Origin of the sequence: Halarcobacter bivalviorum (assembly GCF_003346815.1) — a bacterium.
GTDB classification, from domain to species: Bacteria; Campylobacterota; Campylobacteria; order Campylobacterales; family Arcobacteraceae; genus Halarcobacter; species Halarcobacter bivalviorum.
Window position 1 is genome coordinate 2,480,409 of record NZ_CP031217.1, and the last position, 17,597, is coordinate 2,498,005.

The 17,597-nt window shown below is 27.1% G+C and carries 15 protein-coding genes; 3 read left to right on the plus strand and 12 right to left on the minus strand.

What is annotated here, in order from left to right; genetic code table 11:
- Positions 1-74: 74 nt before the first annotated feature.
- Positions 75-659 carry a nucleotide exchange factor GrpE gene (grpE, locus tag ABIV_RS12510; protein WP_114840208.1) on the minus strand — a complete coding sequence of 195 codons (585 nt, stop codon included), beginning with the start codon at positions 657-659 and terminating at the stop codon, positions 75-77.
- Between the two features lie 10 nt (positions 660-669).
- Positions 670-1,461, minus strand: coding sequence for a heat-shock protein (locus ABIV_RS12515; RefSeq protein ID WP_114840209.1), 792 nt, complete (start codon positions 1,459-1,461; stop codon positions 670-672).
- A 195-nt stretch (positions 1,462-1,656) separates the two neighbouring features.
- Between ABIV_RS12515 and ABIV_RS12520 the strand changes: the two genes are divergently transcribed.
- Positions 1,657-2,607, plus strand: coding sequence for a TAXI family TRAP transporter solute-binding subunit (locus ABIV_RS12520; protein ID WP_114840210.1), 951 nt, complete (start codon positions 1,657-1,659; stop codon positions 2,605-2,607).
- Between the two features lie 12 nt (positions 2,608-2,619).
- On the opposite strand, the gene ABIV_RS12525 is transcribed toward ABIV_RS12520, so the two are convergent.
- The 10 genes from ABIV_RS12525 to ABIV_RS12570 all read right to left on the minus strand — a co-directional run bounded on the left by ABIV_RS12525 (position 2,620) and on the right by ABIV_RS12570 (position 15,177).
- Positions 2,620-3,339 carry a response regulator transcription factor gene (locus tag ABIV_RS12525; RefSeq protein WP_114840211.1) on the minus strand — a complete coding sequence of 240 codons (720 nt, stop codon included), beginning with the start codon at positions 3,337-3,339 and terminating at the stop codon, positions 2,620-2,622.
- Positions 3,340-3,377: 38 nt separating this feature from the next.
- Positions 3,378-5,957 carry a PAS domain-containing protein gene (locus ABIV_RS12530; protein WP_114840212.1) on the minus strand — a complete coding sequence of 860 codons (2,580 nt, stop codon included), beginning with the start codon at positions 5,955-5,957 and terminating at the stop codon, positions 3,378-3,380.
- Positions 5,957-6,679 carry a tRNA pseudouridine(38-40) synthase TruA gene (gene truA / locus ABIV_RS12535; protein ID WP_114840213.1) on the minus strand — a complete coding sequence of 241 codons (723 nt, stop codon included), beginning with the start codon at positions 6,677-6,679 and terminating at the stop codon, positions 5,957-5,959. Before truA ends, ABIV_RS12530 begins: the two co-directional genes overlap by 1 nt.
- Before the next feature lies 1 nt (position 6,680).
- Complete coding sequence (locus tag ABIV_RS12540; protein WP_114840214.1) at positions 6,681-7,697, minus strand: LptF/LptG family permease; 1,017 nt, start codon at positions 7,695-7,697, stop codon at positions 6,681-6,683.
- On the minus strand, positions 7,694-8,452 hold the full coding sequence (locus tag ABIV_RS12545) for a prepilin peptidase (RefSeq protein WP_114840215.1): 759 nt from the start codon (positions 8,450-8,452) through the stop codon (positions 7,694-7,696). The genes ABIV_RS12540 and ABIV_RS12545 overlap by 4 nt, the downstream gene beginning before the upstream one ends.
- The gene (locus ABIV_RS12550; RefSeq protein WP_162918020.1) at positions 8,439-9,131 is read right to left on the minus strand and encodes a di-trans,poly-cis-decaprenylcistransferase; all 693 of its coding nucleotides are present in this window, start codon (positions 9,129-9,131) and stop codon (positions 8,439-8,441) included. Before ABIV_RS12550 ends, ABIV_RS12545 begins: the two co-directional genes overlap by 14 nt.
- On the minus strand, positions 9,124-10,344 hold the full coding sequence (gene coaBC, locus ABIV_RS12555; RefSeq protein ID WP_114840217.1) for a bifunctional phosphopantothenoylcysteine decarboxylase/phosphopantothenate--cysteine ligase CoaBC: 1,221 nt from the start codon (positions 10,342-10,344) through the stop codon (positions 9,124-9,126). Before coaBC ends, ABIV_RS12550 begins: the two co-directional genes overlap by 8 nt.
- A gap of 5 nt (positions 10,345-10,349) precedes the next feature.
- Positions 10,350-11,645 (minus strand): bifunctional UDP-N-acetylglucosamine diphosphorylase/glucosamine-1-phosphate N-acetyltransferase GlmU, encoded by a 1,296-nt coding sequence (gene glmU, locus ABIV_RS12560; protein WP_114840218.1) that lies wholly within the window; start codon positions 11,643-11,645, stop codon positions 10,350-10,352.
- 6 nt (positions 11,646-11,651) lie between these two features.
- Positions 11,652-13,592: an ankyrin repeat domain-containing protein gene (locus tag ABIV_RS12565; protein WP_205526934.1), complete on the minus strand. Its 1,941-nt coding sequence runs from the start codon at positions 13,590-13,592 to the stop codon at positions 11,652-11,654.
- Positions 13,593-13,653: 61 nt separating this feature from the next.
- Positions 13,654-15,177, minus strand: coding sequence for a helicase-related protein (locus tag ABIV_RS12570; protein WP_114840219.1), 1,524 nt, complete (start codon positions 15,175-15,177; stop codon positions 13,654-13,656).
- Between the two features lie 79 nt (positions 15,178-15,256).
- On the opposite strand from ABIV_RS12570, the gene trmA reads away from it, so the two are divergent.
- Together trmA and ABIV_RS12580 are read left to right on the plus strand one after the other, a co-directional pair.
- Positions 15,257-16,378, plus strand: coding sequence for a tRNA (uridine(54)-C5)-methyltransferase TrmA (trmA, locus tag ABIV_RS12575; RefSeq protein WP_114840220.1), 1,122 nt, complete (start codon positions 15,257-15,259; stop codon positions 16,376-16,378).
- Positions 16,379-16,427: 49 nt separating this feature from the next.
- Complete coding sequence (locus ABIV_RS12580; protein WP_114840221.1) at positions 16,428-17,324, plus strand: flagellin N-terminal helical domain-containing protein; 897 nt, start codon at positions 16,428-16,430, stop codon at positions 17,322-17,324.
- Positions 17,325-17,597 lie beyond the last annotated feature (273 nt).

A 17,597-nucleotide genomic window follows, 5' to 3' on the forward strand; every position in this document is an offset into this window, starting at 1 on the left:
TATATCCTTATCATTTTTTTATTATCAAATTTTTATTTTTATATTCAATAGTTTAAAGACTTTCCGGTCGCTTTTTATTTTTTACAAATAGAAACCATTGCTGGTCTTAATAACCTATCTTTAAATAGATAACCTTTTTGTAAAGCCTGAACAATTTGTCCATCTTCATGCTCTGTACTATCCACTTGCATAACTGCATTATGGAAATTTGGATCAAATTCTCCTTCAGTTTCAACAATTGAAATATCATGTTTTTCAAATGCTGTATAGAAGTTTTTGATTGTTAATTCAACACCCTCTTTTAGTTTTGCTAAAAGTTCTTCAGCTGGAACTTCTTTTGCTGCTTCTTCAGCTGCAAGTGCCATCTCTAAAGTATCAATTGGTGCTAATAAATCTTTTGCAAACTTCTCAGAAGCATAATCAATTGCTTGATACTTCTCTTTTTCTAACCTTTTTTTAATATTTTCAAAATCAGCATGAACTCTAAAATATTTATCTTCACTCTCTTTTAATTTAGCTTCAAGTTCTGCTATTTTTTCTTCTAAAGTTAATTCTTTAGGTTCATTTGTCTCTTCATGAACTTCTTGTGTTTCAACATTTTGTTCAACTTCTTCTTGATTTATTTGTTCTTCTTTTAATTCTTCTTTATTTTCACTCAAAATATCTCTCCTAAACCATACTTATTTTATTATAAAAATATTCGTAGTCTTTAGATAACTCTCCAACTACTAACATTTTAATCTCTTTATTTTCAATCTTACAATTATGACAAATGGCAATATAACCTTCAGGAATTAAATCCTCAAAATATAAACCCTCTTCTAAAGAGTCTAAAATATTCCCTTTAAGAAATGCATTTATACTATTTTCATCATAATTATATTTTAGTGCTAAAGAGAAAAACTCTTTAGTATTATAAATATGAAAATTTTTATTTTGTAAATGCTGACTCACTTTTTCATAGATTTCATATGCTCCAACTTGTTTTGAAATATTTACAATATGTACTAATTCAAGTCCTTGCATATCACTTAAAAATCTATATAGTGCATCAGAATATTTAACAGTAATTGCAAAAGTGCTAAACTCTAAAATCATATATCTATTTTCAACATTTAAAATATCTTTTAAAACATCTGATTTTTGCTCTTGCACAAATACTGCCACACCTAGGTCTTTAGAAAAATATTCTATTGCCCTTCTATCAACAAAATCAAGTTTGAAATTTAATTTATTACTCCAATATAGTTTTAAAGCTTCTGTTGTAGGAGTTCTTCCTGAACTAACATGTTCTTGTGCTAAAAATCCTTCATCTCCCAACTTCTTAAAATATCCTCTAATAGTTGCTGGAGAGTATGCAATATCATACATAGACTTTAGCTGTGTAGAACCTATTGGCTCTAAATGTTCAATATAGGCTTTAATAATCGAATGTAATAAAAACTCTTTTTTATCAATCATAATTTCTCACTTTTAGCACTTGTAATCTCAAACTGCTAAAAACATTATACTATATGAGTGTATAAATGTCAAGTTGTTTTTAGCAAAAGATAAAGAAAAGTGCTAATTTCTTTTAAAGTGCCCTTTTTTAAATGCTTTAGTTTGATATAAAGTTAAAGTAACTATAATTAATAAAATATAATCAAAGAGCTTAAAATGAAAAAATTTACTGCTATTTTTGTTCTATTATCTTTAAAAGTATCTCTTTTTGCTGCTGCAGAATTTGTTACTATTGGAACAGGAAGTGTTACAGGAACTTACTACCCAACAGGTGGTGCAATTTGTAGATTAGTTAATAAATATAAAAAAGAGACAAGAATAAGATGCTCAGTTGAATCAACTGGTGGTTCTATTTACAATATAAATGCTATAAATATAGGAGAACTAGATTTTGGTATAGCACAATCAGATGCTGTTTATCAAGCAATTAAAGGTGAAAAAAACTTTAAAAATACTCCAGTTAAAAAATTAAGATCTGTTATGTCTATTTATCCAGAGCTTTTAACTTTAGTTACTAGAAGCGATGCCAATATAAATTCTATTGATGATATAAAAGGAAAAAGAATAAATATAGGAAATTTAGGTAGTGGAAATGAGACTACAGTTTCTAATTTATTAACACATTTAAATATTCAGAAATCTGAACTATCACAAGTTGGAAGATTAAAAGTTGGGGAAGCACCTGATGCATTAAGAGATGGAAAACTTGATGGATATTTTTATATGGTGGGACACCCAACAGCAAATATTAAAGATGCTTCAAGTTCTACAAATATCAAACTTGTACCTATAAGAGGAGAAAAGATTGATAGCTTTATTGAAAAAAATCCTTTTTATGTAAAAGGAGAAATTCCAGCTGCTATTTATAATGGAGTATCTACCACTATTCCTACTTTTGGAGCAAAAGCTGTATTAATTACGAGTTCAGATGTAAGTGATAAAGCAGTATATACTTTAGTAAAAGCTATTTTAGAGAACTTTGAAAAATTTAAACAATTACATCCAGTGTATAAATATATTACAAAAGACTCTTTACTTGAGGGGTTAAATGCTCCTTTACATGATGGAGCAGTGAAGTATTATAAAGAAAATAACTTTATTAAATAAAGTTATTCTTTCTTATTTTTTTAATTGCTTTTCGATTATGTATCCATAACCTTTATGTGAGATAATAAAGTCATCTTCTTTAACTTTATCTTTTAATCTTTTCATTACTGTTCTAAATGCAGAATCATTTGTGTTTACATCATTCCAAACATCTTGTTTGAATTTCTCTACAGGAACAACTTCTCCTAAATTATCTATTAATACTTTTAAAATATCTAACTCTTTTTTAGATAGTTTTACAATAGATTCTTGATTATAAAGTTTGTCATTTTCCACATCATATGTATATCTTCTATTTAGAGCAATTAAAACTTCATGGGTATTTTCTGAAGCAAAATCAGATAATACTTCCTCTTTTGCTTTTTTAAGCATATCCATCATATTATCAATATTTAATGGTTTTACAAAATATCCTAATACTCTTAAGTTGATTAATTTAAGTAAATCATCTTCATTTTTATGTGCACTTACAATAATAAATCTCTGATTTGGAACTAACTCTCTAATATCATCAATCATTGAGATACCATCTTTATTTGGCATTTTTAAATCAGTTAATACTAAATCAAAGTTTTTATTCTCTTTAAAATCTCTTTTAAAGATATTGCTAGCCTCTTGTCCATCACAAGCAACAACAACTTCATCAAAAATTGTATTAAGATAAAAAGATAAGGTTTTTCTTGCTACGTCTTCATCTTCAACTAATAATACTCTAGTTTTATAGTTTTTCATCACTCTTCCCATTATGATTTCATTATTTTATTATATACTTAAAGTGGTAAAATAATAGTAAAAACTATACCATCTTTAATATTTTTAGCAGTAATGCTACCATTCATATTCTTTTCAATAATTGTTTTTGCCATATATAGCCCTATTCCCGTACCTTGGTCTTCAAACTTAGTTGTAAAGTATGGTTCAAACATTCTTTCCATAACCTCTTTATTTACTTCACCACAATTGTTTTCTAAAGAAATATAGACATTATTTTCTTCTCTTTGAATTTTTATTTTTGTTTCTGCTTTAAATTTTTTGTCTTTACTTTTTACTAAAGCTGCATCATTTGCATTGTTTAGAATATTTAAAATAACTTGTTGAAATTCATTTTTATAACTTAGTATTTCAATACTATCTCCACTAACTTCAACTCGCATATTTGTTTTTTCAAGCTGAGTATCTACAATTTTTATACAAGACTCAATAGACTCTTTTAAATTAAATTTAACTTTATCTTTTGTTGGTTGATAAAAATTTCTAAAATCATCAATAGTTTGAGACATATAATCAATTTGAAGTTTTGTATCTGAAATAATGTCTTCAATATCCTCTTTTTTTAGATTTTCATAATTGTCTCTAATAAAATGAGTTAATAGATTGATATTATTTAAAGGTTGTCTCCATTGGTGTGCTATATTTCCAAGCATCTCTCCCATTGCAGCAAGTTTACTTTGATGAACTAAGATTCTATCTTTTTCAATATTTTTAGCTAACTCTTCTTCTACTTTTAGTTTTAACTCTTCTTCTGTTAGCTTCATTTTTGTAATATCTGTTATATAACCATAAAGATGAGTCACATTTCCAAAATCATCTTTTAAGAAGATAGTTCTATTAAATACCCATCTAATAGTTCCATCTTTTTCAATAACTCTATATACTTTTGTAAAAGACTTTTCATCTTTTATAAGTGCTTTTCCTAAATCCTCTTGTAACTCTTTAGAGTCATCTTTATGTACAAAGTTTAAGAAACTTTCTCTTTTATTTTCAAAATCTTTTGTTGCATAACCAAAAGAACTTATTGATTTAGAAACATATTCAGGAGTTAACGTCTCATCATTTTTCCATTTAAAAATAACTATTCTTCCATATTCAACTAAAAGATCAACATATTGAAGCTCTTTTGAAAGCCTCTTTCTTCTTTCAATGTCCATTGACATCATTAACATTCTTTTAGGTCTTTTTTCTTTATCTCTAAAAGCTTTTCCTCGAACTAAAATCCATTTATATTCATTCCACTTATTTTTAATTCTATATTCACTAATAAAGTGTTCAGTTTTCCCTTCAAGATGTGTTCTAAGCCTATTTTCTACGATTGGTCTATCTTCTTGATGAATTAAATTTAACCACTCTTGTAAATTTCTTATTTCACCTTTTTGATAACCAAACATATCCAGCCATTTTCTTGAAAAAAAGATATTTTTTGTATCTAAATCAATATCCCATAAGCCATCATTTGAGGCAATAATAGCTAACTCATATCTATCTTTCCATTTTTTATACATATTATTTTTTGTCTCTAATCTTTTATTGTATCTATAGAAAATAGAGTTAATAAATTTTGTAAAAACTGTTGAGGCTAAGATTAAAAAAAGTGCAATTAAAATAACTATTGCAATAGAAACAGAGAGTTTAGAATTATATTTATACTCTAAATTTGATAATTTACTAGGTAGAGTATAACTTTTTATTGATACTAAAAAATTATATTTTGTAAAATTGTAAGTTTTATGGCTTTTACTAATTTCATGTTGAGTCATATATTTTCGTAAAATTTCACTTGAACTATCAAGTCTATCTTGCTCTAAAATATATTTAGCGTTTAACTTTTGACCTTTATTATAATAGTTGTATACATAGCCTTGATTATAATCATAAAACCAAAAATAACTATCACTATAATATTTACTTTTTTGAACAATTGAATCAAGGATGACTCTTCTAATAGAATCTTCCATATCATCTATTTTAGAAAAAGCTCCTAAATACCAATTCTTATTTGTAATATCTTTAAAATAACTAAGTCTAATTTTATGGTGTGTTTTATCAATCCAATAGATTAGATTATCTTTTCCAATATAAAGTATATTTTCTAACATGTGTCGTTGAAATCTTCGAAGTTCTATTTTTGAGTCAGTTATTACCCTTAGATAATTGATTACATTTTCACCATAGATAATGTTTAATTTCTCTTTATCAAAAATTACAAATTCAAAATTACTATCTTTTTCAAGCTCTTTTATAAATTTTTTAATATCTTTTAAACTAGCTTCACTCTTTGAATATTTTAAAAATCCACTTAATGAAGTTACTGCATCATTTAAAGCAACCTCTTCCCCATCAAAAGAGGAGTTTGCTTTAAACTTAATATCATTTACATATTGTTCTAAAATATTTCTTTTTTCAAACTGTTCTTTTTGAGTTAAAAGTTTTTCTTCATTTTTCTGTTTTACTTCAAGAACTGATACTATAACTACCATTGAGATAATTGCAGTTACAAAAACAAAGATTAAAGGGGTATAGATTAGATGTTTTTTTATATCACTAAGAGTATAAAACTTTCTTTTCTTTAACATTAGTAGTAAACCTTAGCTAAATAAAGACCATAAGGACTAGCAGGTGTTCTAAACTTGTTTTGCTTTTTTTCTAACTGTTTTTTTAAATCCTCTAAAGATAGTTTTCCATCAGAAATTTTTAGTAAAATACCTACCATAAGTCTAATTTGTGATCTTAAATAAGAGTTAGCACAAAAATGAAAAACATAAATATCTTTATACTTATAAAACTTTGTAGAAAAAACTTCCCTTACAGTATTCTCTTTATCACTTCCTTTTTTATGGAAATACTCAAAATCATGAACACCTTCAAAAAGTTTAATTGCCTCTTTTATTTTTGCTTCATCTATTTTTTCATGATAAGAGATATAATCTGCATTAAAAACTGTAGGTTTATTTGTAGAGACTAAATATCTATAAACTCTTTTTTTTGCATGAAATCTTGAGTGAAAATCCTTTTCTACTTCTTGAATAGTTTTAATATTTATTGAGTTGGGTAGATGCTTATTAAGTATTTTTTTTAACTTTTTTAAATCATTCCAAAAAGAGGGAAGAAAAGCATTAAATACTTGACCTGTAGCATGAACATCTTTATCTGTTCTTCCACTTAAAACAATTTTAGTATCTATATTAATTGATTTAAATGCTTCTTGAAGCCTATCCTCAACACTTAATCCATTAGGTTGAGTTTGACTTCCTTGAAATTTAGTTCCATCATATGAAATTGTAAATTTAGCATTCATATTAATATTGTTGTTTTACCATCTTTGAATAAACAAAATAAGTAAGAATTGTCCAAGAAATAGGAACAATATATAAAGAGTGAAGAAGTAAATTTTCTGTTAAAATTTCCATAAAAATATAAAAAACAACAACTGAAACCATTGCATAAGAAACAGCTTTATTTTTCTCATACCTTGGATTATAATAACCAAAAGCAACTACTAAAAATAGTGAGATTAAAGGAAATAAAGAAGTTAAAATATAAAAAGAGAATTTATCCACTTGATAATCTTCTGCTATTGATTGCTTCCAAAAAGTATAACTATCTGTAAAAATATTTTGTTTGTTTTTATTCACAGAATCATTTATATCTAATTGAGCATAATTGATTTGATTTAACTCTTCTCTATCTATAAAAAAAGATTTTCCTTCATATAATTTAAAACTTAATTCACCTTGCTCATTTACCAATTTTGCACTTTTTGAGATAATGAATTGATCTTTATTATTTTCAGTTTTAAAAAGTTTAACCTCTTCATATGTTTTATCTTTTTTTCCATCAATATAAATTAGCCAATCTCCAAATTTTTGTCCAAATTCTGAGGCTCTAATATTGAAGTTTGCTTCTTTTTGTTTCTGATCTAAAAACCGTTCATTTAGGAATTTAGCTTTTGGAATTAAACCAACAGAAATAAATAGTAAAGCAAGTGATAAAATAAAAGTTATAGGTAAAAATATTTTTAAAATCTTTAAAGGATTTAATCCAAATGAAGTAATAACTATAAGCTCATATTCACTTGATAATTTACCTAAAGTAATAACTAAAGAGATAAAAAAAGAAATAGGTAGAGTATAAAAAATAATTGTAGGAATAACATACATATAAAGTCTTAATAATTCTAGAACATTCATAGTAATTACAGAAGTTAAAGCTGCTATTTTTACTAAAAATATAATTGAAGTAATAAAATAAAGACCTAAAAATATAGGTAAAAATGTATGTGTAAACTGATTAAGTAAATATTGTTTTAATTTCAAAAAATGACCTTTGTAATTTCTAAAAAGTATTCAACTATAAAACCTAAAGATAAAAAGGGAATAAAAGGTATTTCAATATCTTTATTTTTATATGTATTGTATATTGATGGAATTATAGCAAAAAGTGCCGCAAAAAATATAGCTATTAAAGAAGCATTGATTCCAAGGACTATTGCGAAACTTGCTAAAACAGGAATATCTCCTTCTCCTAAAGCCTCTTGTGTTTTTAAACTCTCGTCTTTTAATATCTTTGCTTTTATATTTTGAATATAAAAAGAGATTAAAAAATTTAATAAAACAAATGCTCCTGCAATAATACAAGCTGCTTTAATTGCTTCTAAAAAAGAGTGTTCTGTCATAAAAAAAGAGAAAATAAAAAGTATTAACAACAGATAATCAGGAACTGCTTTATATTTTAAATCAATAAAAGATAAAACAATCAAAATATAAAAAAATATAAGAGAGAAGAAAAAACTATAACTTATTTCTAATTTTATAAATAAAAAAAGAGTTATCAAAGCAGTTAATAACTCAACAAAAGGATAATGAAAAGAGATTTTTTCTTTACAGCAAGAAGAAGTCCCTTTTAATAAAAGAAAAGAGATAAGAGGAATATTATTGTACCAAGAAATTTTTTGATTACAATTAGGACAAGAACTTGGCTTTAAAATGGATTCATTTTTTGGCAATCTTAAAATTAAAACATTTAAAAAAGAGCCAAAAGCTAATCCAAAAATAAAACTAAATAGCGCCAAATCGTCTTTCTCTATTTATAAAATCACTAATCATATCATCAAGTTCATTTGTTGTAAACTCGGGCCAATATGTATTTGTAAAAAAAAGTTCTGCATATGCATTTTGCCAAAGTAAGTAGTTTGATAATCTAATTTCACCACTTGTTCTTATAAGCATATCAACATCAGGTATTCCAGCTGTATCAAGACATGATTCAAAATTCTCTTTTGTAACTTCTAAGTTTTTTTCATTTAACTTTTTTATAGCTCTTAAAATCTCATCTTGTGAACCATAATTTAATGCTAAAATTTGAGTAAGATTTTTTCCATTAGCTGTTAGCTCTTCTGTTTGTTTGATAATTTTTTGTAAAGAGTTTGAAAATTTTGATAAATCTCCAATTGCTTTAAAACAAATTGAATTCTCTAAATAAACCTCTAATTCACTTTTTAAATATTTTTCTAAAAGTTTCATTAGAAATTCTACTTCAAGTTTTGGTCTTGCCCAGTTTTCTGTTGAAAAAGCATATAAAGTAAGATACTTAACTCCAAGTTTAGAACAGTGTTTTGTTACTCTTCTAACTGTTTTTGCACCCTCTTCATGTCCTGCAGTTCTTTTTAAACCTTTCTCTTTTGCCCATCTTCCATTACCATCCATAATCATAGCAATATGTGTAGGTACTATTTGATTAAGATTACTCATCAGCAAACTTTTGTGCTAGCTTTTCAATAAGCTGTAATGAAAGTTCACCTTTTTCTCCAGAAAAAGAGAAACTCTCTTCTTTTAAAATTAACTCAATTTCATTATCATTTGTACCAAAAGAGGATTTATCTTTTAAGATATTTAAACAAACTCCATCCAGAGATTTTTCTTGAAGCATTTTACAAGCATTCTCTTCTGCAACAACTTCATCCATTTCAGCTTTAAAACCAATTGAGATTAAACCCTCTTTATCTATTGAGTTTAAAATATCCATATTTTGTTTTAAATTTAATTTCCAAGAATTTCCTATCATCTCTTTTTTCATTTTTCCTAAGAAGTCATTTTCAGGAAGATAATCACTAACAGCAGCTACCATAAAAAGATAAGGTTTTTTATTCTCTTTTTTTGCTTTATTAGTAAGAATTACTAAGTCCTCATACATCTGTTGAGAGCTTTGAACACTGATTTTTTCTATGCCTAAAGGAAGATTTTCATGTCCTCGTGTACTTACAATACTTACTTTTGCACCTTTTAAATATAAAGCAAGAGCTAATGAAGCTGCCATTTTTCCAGATGAATAATTTGAGATATATCTCACATCATCAATCTTTTCAATAGTACCACCACCACTTAAAATAGCACTTCTATTTGACCAATAATTAGTTTTTAATAACTCTCTTGCTGTTTCATAAAAAATAGTTTCTGGCTCTGCCATTGCACCATTTCCCACATCTTTACAAGCTAACTCTTTTATTTGAGAATCAATAATTTTAAAATCTAAAGTTTTTAACTTTTTTAAGCTCTCTAAAGTAACTGGATTTTCAATCATATTTGTATTAGCTGCAGGAGAGATAAGTTTTTTACCCTTAAAAGCTAATACTGTTTGAGTTAATAAATTATCAGCTATTCCATTTGCTATTTTATTTATTGTATTTGCACTACAAGGAGCAAGAACTAAAACTTCTGCCCATTTTCCAATATCAATATGATTTAATTCTTGATTCTTTTCCCAAGATTCAGAACTCTCATCTAAGACTCTATTTTGAGAGATTGCTTCAAAAGATAGTTTAGTTACAAAACGTTGAGAAGCTTCTGTCATAAGAACTTTTACATTTGCTCCTGCTTTTACATATAATCTTATTAACTCTAAACTTTTATATACTGCAATTGAACCTGTTACGCAAACTAAAATATTCTTATCTTTTAAAAGCATGATTCCTACTTTTTTGCCTCAAAGTGTTTATAGAAATAACCTTCTACAACTCTTTTTTTAGCTCTTGTTGTATAAAGTTGACCTTTTTTTAGATCACTTGTTACTGTACTTCCAGCACCAATAATTACATCATCTTCAACATTAATTGGAGCTACAAATTGTGTATCACTACCTACAAATACATTTTTACCAATAATTGTTTTATATTTATTGATTCCATCATAATTGCAAGTAATTGTTCCACAACCAATGTTTGTACCCTCATCAATTTCACAATCCCCAAGGTATGTTAAATGCCCTGCTTTTACACCAGTTAGTTTTGCTTTTTTTGTTTCTACGAAATTTCCAATATGAGTAGCATTTAATTCACTTCCTGGTCTAATTCTTGCCATTGGTCCAGCATCTGAATCTATTAAAATAGAGTCTTCTATCACTGTATTTGTTTTAATATGAGAGTTTACTATTTTAGTATTTCCAAGAAGAGTAACTCCATTTTCTAAAATCGATTCACCCTCAATTTGAACACCCTCTTCTATATAAATAGTATCAGGTAGTCTCATTATCACACCCTCTTGAAGAAAAGCTTTTTTAATTCTATTTTGGTGAATTACTTCTGCATCTGCTAACTCTACTTTTGAATTAACACCTTTAAAATTCTCTTCACTTACAACAATTGGTTTTAAAGCTTTCCCTTCATTAATTGCCATCTCTACTAAGTCAGTAATGTAGTACTCTTTTTGAGCATTATTATTTGATAATTTTGGTAAGTTTTCTAATAAGAATTCTGTATCAAACTGGTAAATACCTGCATTTGCACTTGTAATTTTAAGTTCTTCTTCTGAAGCATCTTTTTGTTCTACTATTTTTTTTACATTCCCATTTTCAATAACAACTCTTCCATATCCAGAAGCATCATCTAATTGTAATACAGACATAACTATTGTTGCATCCATATCAAATTTCTCTAATTCACTTGCTTGAATTAATGGCATATCCCCATTTAAAACTAGTGTTTTTTCATATTTTGGTGTAATACCCATAACTGCTCCACCAGTTCCTGGATAATTTTCATGGTCTTGTATTACAAAATTTATATTTTGAAAATATTTTTCAATCTCTTCTTTAACTCTTTGTGCTTGATGATATAAAACAACTGTTACATCATCACTTAATTTTAAAGCCTCTTTTATAGAGTAATATAACATTGGTTTACCAGAGATTTTATGTAAAACCTTTGGTGTTGTTGATTTCATTCTTGTTCCTGCACCTGCAGCTAAAATTATTATTGATTTATTTGTCATAAAATATTATCCCTTTAAAGAATCATCTATCTCTTTTTTTAAATTTGTCACAACTTCTTGTAAAGCTTTTTTCATTTTTTCATCAGTTATATTTGAATTAACTAATTTATCTAAATTGCTTTCTCTTTCTTTGAAAAACTTTGCAACTGACTTACTCTTTTTATTGTGGTTATACATTAATACCCCAGAAGCAATTAGAACAATTACTAATCTTGCATGCCCTAAAATTGCAGCATAATTTAAAATAGTAAAACCTGCATAATCAGCAGCATTAATATCAGCTCCTGCTGCAATTAAAAGCCTCGCAATTTTATAATTACCTTTCCACTGAGTATGATGTAAAGCTGTTCTTCCTTGCTTATCTCTTATTTCTAAACTTGTTTTTTTTGTAAGAAGTTTTTCTACTACTTCAATATCATCAGCCATAACTGCTTTATGGAAAATTGTTCTTCCATCTTTATCTACAGTATTAATATCAACTCTAAATTTTAATAAGAAAACTAATCTTTCTAAGAAATGTTCTTTTTCTCTTTGATTTACAATTTTTAAACCATTATCAATCATGAAAGATAAAGGAGTATTCCCTTCCTTGTCTTCTACATTTAAATCTGCACCAGCATTAACTACATGCTTAATTAAGTCTAAATTATTCTCATTTACTAAATCAAAAATTAATGTTTTTCCATCAGCTCTTGGCAGATTGATTTTTGGTTTAAACAGAAGCATCTTCTTTAATAAACCAAAATAATCCTCTTCTTCTCGTAACTCTAAAAATCTTTTTAAACTTGGTTTTTTATTATTACTTGTAATTAAAACTGCTTCACATAAATCATCAATAACTGTTCTCTCAGAAAAATCTCTATGATCAATATCTACTCCATTTGCAATTAAATGGTCTATCATATTCATATTTCTAGGACCTTTTAAAACAGCATCAAAAAGAACTGTTCTTCCTTCATTATCCTGAGCATTAATATCTGCACCAGAAGCTAAAAGAAAATCTATTGTGTCATAATTCTCTCTTTCAACTTCTTTGTATAAAACTGTTTTTCCTTGTGAATCTGTTCTATTAATCGCAAGTCCACTATCAATTAGAAATCCTGTTAGTTTTAAATAGTTTCTAGTAGGGTCTACAAATCTATATTTACCTTCTACTTTTATTTCATCTAATTTAGAGATTGCTAAAATTTTTAAAATTTCGTCAAGAAGAGTTTTATCTGCATAATCTTTAATATTTAGTTTTACCCCAGCTTCTAATAAAAGCTCAATTGTAGAAATTGCTTGAGAACCTAAAACAACAGCATTAAACAAAACATTTTGTCTTTTTTTATCTAAAATATTTACATCTATTCCGTTTGTAATTAAATATTTTGTTATATTATCGTCATCTTTTAAAACAGAATGAAATAGTACTGTTTGTCCATTATTATCAACAGTATTTATATCTTCAATATTATTTACTACTTCTTTTATGATTTCTAAATTTCCACCCTCGACAGCATCAAAAAGAACTGTTCTTCCATAGTGGTCAGTAATAGAAAGGTCTGGATTATGAGCCATTAAGATTTTAAATACTTTATCATTCTCTTCTAATGCGGCATCTTGAAGTACTGTTCTTCCTGAAGAGTTAATATGATTTACGCTAGCTCCATTATCAAGAAGGAATCTTATCATCATTCCATCCATCTTATCAGCAGCTTCACTTAATACTGTTTTCCCGTAATTATCCTCAGCATTAATATCAATACCATTTTTAATTAATATTTTAATTGATTCAATTCTTCTTTTTGCAGCTAATTCAAATAATAAAGTTCTACCTTTTGCATCTTTTTTATTAATATCAACACCGCTGCTTATTAACGATTGGATTTTCTTTTCATCAATATAGTTTTTAAGAAGCTCTTTATGTAAAGCCTCTGCACTATCACCTTTGAACATACCTAACATATACGTTTCCTCAAGTTTTGCCTTTTACCTAAATCTTATATTCTACCAAAAAAATAATTAATTATCTTCGTCTGGGTCTTCTTGGTTTAAAAAACTTTTTTTTCTCTTCAATATTATTTACTTTTAAATTACTTTTTAAACTTTTTTCAATAAATGAATTAAAAGAATTTCTTAGAATTAAAGCCTTTTCATAATCAACGAAAATATTTGGAAATTTATAAGAAAGCCAAAGATATAAAGAGATTTTTTTTACTTCATCTTCAACTAATAATAAATCCTTTTGAGTAACTGCTTTTTTTGGTAAAGTAATTGAAGGTTTATATCTACAAATTTTATTTTTAATAACTGCTACAATATAAGCTTCATAAGCTTGTAAAATAATTTTTGATTTAGTTGTAATTGGAGCTTGTGCTAATAAATATTTTTCTTCCAAATCTAATTTATCTCTTTTGTCTACAATAGTAGAAGCCTCTATTAAAGAGGAGATATTTGAAGCAATAAAAGGACCATCAAACTTCATATTTGTTTTAAAAAACTTTAAAATTTTTACTAAAGATTTTGTTTTTATATGATTACTTAACTCAAGTAATTGTTCTGTAGAAATTTTAACTTTATATGGAGGTTTAATAGTCTTAACAGGTTGCTCAAACTCCTCTTTTATATAAGATAAAACATCTCTTCTTGTTGCACCTAAAAAACCTACATCAAAAAGTTTGTATCTTCCTGCACGACCAGCTATTTGAACAATCTCGTTTACTGTGATTTTTCTTCTACTAACCCCATCAAATTTTGTATCTGTTGTAAAAAGTATATTCTTAATTGGTAAATTTAACCCCATTGCAATAGCATCTGTTGCAATTAATATATCACTTTTTCTTTCCCTAAATCTCCTTGCTTCATCTCGTCTAACTTCAGGAGATAAATTTCCATAAATTACAGATACTCTATACTTTTTTTGTAGTTTTTGTTTTAACTTTAAAACATCTGTTCTTGAAAAAGCAATAAGAGCAGTCGCTGGTTCTAAATTATCTAAAGAAACATGTCTTGCCATTACTTTTAATGGTGTTTTTCTTTGATGTTTTACTACTTCAAGCTCTTCATTTAAATAAGAAGCTATTTTTTTTACTGCATCAAGGGCATTTACACTTCCAGTCATAATAACTGTTTTTGCAGGACAACCAATAATAGCATTTACCCAAGCCCAACCTCGTTCATCATCATCTAACATTTGAACTTCATCTATTATTGCCACATCTACATCAAGGTTAAAATCTAACATCTCAATTGTTGAGCAAACATGAGCGGCATCTTCATTTATTTGTTGTTCTTCACCAGTAATTAAAGAGTTCTCTATTCCTGACTCTTTTAACTCTTCATGTCCTTCTAAAGCAAGTAATCTTAAAGGAGCTAAATAAAGACCAGAGTTTGCTTCTTTTAGCTCTTTCATTGCATTATAAGTTTTCCCAGAATTTGTAGGTCCTACAAAAAACTTAAGTTTTCTATTCATACTTCGAGCAAGAGGAAAAAGTTCTTTTAAATCACAGTTTAAAAGTGTTTGTAATTGTTGTTGGAAAGTTTCTTTCATGGGCGTATTATAGTAAATAGAATATAATATCAGATTAAAAGAATAATCTAATATAAATAAATTTAAGAAGTAGGTAAAAATGGATTGTAAATATTTTGGAAAATGTGCAAGTTGTACTCTTTATGATAAAACATATGAAGAACAACTTGAATATAAAAAACAAAGAGAAAAAAATAGATTTAGTGATTTTGAAATTCCAAATATTGAGATAATTAAAAGTGAAGAAAAACATTTCCGTACAAGAGCAGAATTTAGAATTTGGAAAAATTTTGATGATGAGAATAATCCTACTATCTCTTATGCCATGAATGATTTTAATAAAAATAGTTTAGAAATAGATTCATGTCAAATCGTATCTGAATCAATTTTTAATTTAATGCCAAAACTTTTAGAAAGAATTAAAAATAATGAAGAATTAAAGTTTAAACTTTTTGCAGTTGAGTTTTTAAATTCTACAATAGATGATATGTTAGTAACACTTATTTACCATAAAAAATTAGAAGAAAGCTGGCTACAAGAGGCTAAAGAACTTGAAAAAGAGTTGAATATAAAAATTATTGGAAGAAGTAGAAAACAAAAAGAGGTATTAAGTGAAGACTTTATAAATGAAACCTTGATAATCCAAGATAAACCTTTTTATTTTCAATATAAAGAGGGTGGTTTTACACAACCAAATACAAACGTAAATGTAAAAATGATTGAATGGGTTTTAAGAAATATAGAAAAAAGTGAAAAAGATCTTTGTGAACTTTATTGTGGAGGAGGAAATTTTACAATACCTTTAAGTCAAAAATTCAATAAAGTACTTGCAACAGAAATTTCAAAAACTTCTATAAAATCAGCCTTGACAAACTGTTCACTAAATAATATTTCAAATATAGATTTTATCCGTATGAGTGCAGAAGAGTTTGTAGAAGCTTTAGAAAGTAAAAGAGAGTTTAGAAGATTAAAAGATATTGATTTAAAGATGTACAACTTTGATACAATATTTGTTGATCCTCCAAGAGCTGGTTTAGATGATACTACAAGAGCCTTAAGCAAGCAGTTTGAGACAATTATTTATATCTCATGTAATCCAGAAACTTTACATAGAGACTTAAAAGAGTTAACAAAAACACATAAGATAATTAATTATGCACTTTTTGATCAGTTTTCATATACAGAACATATTGAAAGCGGGGTTATTTTAAACAAAATTTAATTTTAGCTTAGATAATATTAAGTAATATACAAAATGTAAAGGCTACATTATGAGAATCAACACAAATATATCATCTCTTACAGCTCAAGAATCATCAGTTAACACAAATAATAACTTAAAAAGTTCATTAGAAAAGTTATCTTCTGGTCTTAAAATTAATAAAGCTTCAGATGATGCTTCTGGTTTAGCGATTGCTGATAAATTAAGAACTCAAGCTACAGCAATCAACCAAGCAGTTGATAATGGTAACTCTGCAGTTACTTTATTACAAATTGCTGATAAATCGATGGCTGAGCAATCTAATATTCTAGATACTATCAAAGCTAAACTTATCCAAGCTAACACAGATACTACTTCTGCAGCTGGTAGAGTTTCTATTGCTAAAGATATTGATAAATTATTAGGACAGTTAGATAATATCTCAAGATCTACTAACTATAATGGTACTCAACTTATTGGTAACACTACAGGAAGTTCAAGTTCAACTGCTTTATCTTTCCAAGTTGGTGAAAGTTATACTAATGGTGGTACTATTGATTTAGGTGCTATTACTTCTAATAGTACTGGTCTTGGTTTAACATCTTTAGCTAGTTCTGTTTCTGCAGCTGGTGCTTTAAGTGCTGGTTCTACTTTAGGAAACTTGTCAGGTGCAAACTTTGGTGGTGTTGCTATTGAAGGTTTCCAAGATGCTATTGGTAATGCTATTACAAAACTAAATGGATATAGAGGGGACATCGGTTCTACTCAAAACCAAATTGAATCTGCAGTTAGAAACTTAATGACTCAAGCTACAAACGTTAAAGCTGCTGAGTCTATTATTAGAGACGTTGACTATGCAAAAGAGTCTGCGAACTTTAATAAACAAAACATTATTTCGCAAGCTGGTTCTTATGCTATGTCTCAAGCAAATAATGTTCAACAAAACGTATTAAGATTATTACAATAGTTTTCTACATACCCTTTATATAGGTTACTTCTTCTAGAAGTAACCTTTTTTTTTCTCTTTTTTATTTTTCCATTTTATTTATTTTAGAATAAGACTCGAAAAAAATCTTTAAATATTTTCAATTTAATCTAACTTTAAGAATTGGTGTGTCATAATTTCAGTATAAGTTTATTAGGGATCAATGGATTCCGAAGGTTTAAGTCCTATGCTTGGTAAAACAAGAAGGTTTTAAAGTTGTAAACATTTGTTTACTTTTGTATCATAATATTGAAA

What these genes read in the sequence shown, in the direction of transcription:
- truA (WP_114840213.1), bottom strand. Translation starts at nt 6,679, where the DNA reads ATGAATGCTAAATTTACAATTTCATATGATGGAACTAAATTTCAAGGA.
- ABIV_RS12525 (WP_114840211.1), bottom strand. Translation starts at nt 3,339, where the DNA reads ATGAAAAACTATAAAACTAGAGTATTATTAGTTGAAGATGAAGACGTA.
- ABIV_RS12550 (WP_162918020.1), bottom strand. Translation starts at nt 9,131, where the DNA reads ATGAGTAATCTTAATCAAATAGTACCTACACATATTGCTATGATTATG.
- glmU (WP_114840218.1), bottom strand. Translation starts at nt 11,645, where the DNA reads ATGACAAATAAATCAATAATAATTTTAGCTGCAGGTGCAGGAACAAGA.
- ABIV_RS12580 (WP_114840221.1), top strand. Translation starts at nt 16,428, where the DNA reads ATGAGAATCAACACAAATATATCATCTCTTACAGCTCAAGAATCATCA.
- trmA (WP_114840220.1), top strand. Translation starts at nt 15,257, where the DNA reads ATGGATTGTAAATATTTTGGAAAATGTGCAAGTTGTACTCTTTATGAT.
- ABIV_RS12530 (WP_114840212.1), bottom strand. Translation starts at nt 5,957, where the DNA reads ATGTTAAAGAAAAGAAAGTTTTATACTCTTAGTGATATAAAAAAACAT.
- ABIV_RS12570 (WP_114840219.1), bottom strand. Translation starts at nt 15,177, where the DNA reads ATGAAAGAAACTTTCCAACAACAATTACAAACACTTTTAAACTGTGAT.
- ABIV_RS12515 (WP_114840209.1), bottom strand. Translation starts at nt 1,461, where the DNA reads ATGATTGATAAAAAAGAGTTTTTATTACATTCGATTATTAAAGCCTAT.
- coaBC (WP_114840217.1), bottom strand. Translation starts at nt 10,344, where the DNA reads ATGCTTTTAAAAGATAAGAATATTTTAGTTTGCGTAACAGGTTCAATT.
- ABIV_RS12565 (WP_205526934.1), bottom strand. Translation starts at nt 13,592, where the DNA reads ATGTTAGGTATGTTCAAAGGTGATAGTGCAGAGGCTTTACATAAAGAG.
- ABIV_RS12520 (WP_114840210.1), top strand. Translation starts at nt 1,657, where the DNA reads ATGAAAAAATTTACTGCTATTTTTGTTCTATTATCTTTAAAAGTATCT.